This is a genomic window from Pseudomonas emilianonis, from assembly GCF_023072625.1.
Classification (GTDB): domain Bacteria; phylum Pseudomonadota; class Gammaproteobacteria; order Pseudomonadales; family Pseudomonadaceae; genus Aquipseudomonas; species Aquipseudomonas paraveronii.
The window spans coordinates 1-1419 of sequence record NZ_JAKNRV010000653.1 but is presented as its reverse complement, the minus strand read 5'-3'; the positions used below and the strand labels follow the sequence as shown (position 1 = coordinate 1419).

The 1419-nt window shown below is 59.3% G+C and carries 1 protein-coding gene, 1 tRNA gene and 2 pseudogenes; all 4 read left to right on the top strand.

The genetic code is table 11. The features are described 5' to 3' along the window. Positions 1 to 4: 4 nt before the first annotated feature. Positions 5 to 127 (top strand): annotated as a pseudogene (locus L9Z73_RS30525) (hypothetical protein); the annotation flags it as partial. Next, positions 123 to 659, top strand: a pseudogene (locus tag L9Z73_RS30520) (alpha/beta fold hydrolase); the annotation flags it as partial. The pseudogenes L9Z73_RS30525 and L9Z73_RS30520, both read left to right, overlap by 5 nt. Before the next feature lie 142 nt (positions 660 to 801). After that, a tRNA-Gly gene (locus tag L9Z73_RS30515) sits at positions 802 to 875 on the top strand. A gap of 221 nt (positions 876 to 1096) precedes the next feature. Continuing rightward, positions 1097 to 1419, top strand: a 323-nt coding sequence (locus L9Z73_RS30510; RefSeq protein ID WP_247408679.1) for a DUF3833 family protein, incomplete at its 3' end; no start/stop codon positions are given.

Sequence of the window (1419 nt, the reverse complement as noted above, 5' to 3'; positions counted from 1 at the left end):
CATCATGCTGCTCGACCACGTGCGCGAGACCTTCCTGCTGCACCGTCAGGTCAGCGACCCGATGAGTATCGACAGCATCGAGCCAGCGCTGTTTATCAGCCGCACCCTCGCCCACGTGTGCGCGCCGCGTGGAAAAGGCCGTGATCAGCTCCTTCTCGCCGGTGATCAACGCGCCCATGCGCGACTACCTTGAACGCGGTGTCGACTACCTCGGCAACCTCGACCGCGACCGCGTCGGCCACCTCGTCAACAGCACCATCGGCAAACACCTGCCGTCGCTGTTCAAGCGCTTCAACTACCGCCACGTCAGCAGCCTGGCCGAGCACGAGTACGGGCAGATGCACTTCCACATCAGCCACGTCCTCAACAGCGACCGGCTGTGCTACATCAAGGCCGCGCGCCAGATCAGCGTGCCGGTGCTGTTTTTGAACGGCGAATGGGACGAATACACCAGCGCCGAGGATGCCCAGTTGTTCGGGCAATACGTGGCGAACAGCAGCTTCAGCACAATCCAGGCCACCGGGCATTTTCTGGACATGGAACACAAAGCCGCGTGCCGGGACAGCCGGGACGCCGTGGTGGGCTTTCTGAAACCTGCGCGGCAGACCAGCCGATTGCGCTATCACCAGGGCCAGACGCAGCATGCCTTTGCACTCTGAAACACAGCCGACCGTAGGAGCGAGCATGCCCGCGCCTACAGTCGGTCGGCCCGCCGCCTACGCAAACACACGCAACCTGCACATTTTTCGAAGAAAAACTTCAAATCCCGGCGCACATCTGGTACAAAGTCAGCCGCTCTGAGCGGGTGTCGTATAATGGCATTACTCCAGCTTCCCAAGCTGATAACGAGGGTTCGATTCCCTTCACCCGCTCCACTCAGATATAGGTCTCGCGTCAGGATGGTTTTGACGGGGGATGTAAAAAACCGGCCCTTGGTGGCCGGTTTTTTTATGAGTGAAATTTGGGTTCAGCGCTTCCATACCTCTCCAGCCTCCAAAAATAGCGCCCACTAAAAACCTGTACAAATATATTTTTATGTACAACTATCACCCCTTGAACGTCGACACTACGCCCCACACGATCAAGGAGCCTGTCCATGGCACGCCTACTGGTTTCACTGTTTCTGGTATTGAGCCTGTGCAGTTGCGGCAACGTCGAGGTCGACCACTACGCCGACCAGCAACCGCAGTTGGACCTGGAGCGCTTCTTCAGCAAACCCGTCAAGGCCTGGGGCATATTCCAGAAGCGTTCGGGGGAAGTGGCCAAGCGCTTTGAGGTGGATATCGCCAGCCGACGCGAGGGCGATGCTTTGATTCTCGACGAGCGTTTTCTCTACAGCGACGGCACGCGCCAGCAGCGGGTGTGGACGTTGACACCGGATGGCCCCGGGCGCTGGCGCGGGCGCGCGGGGGATGTGGT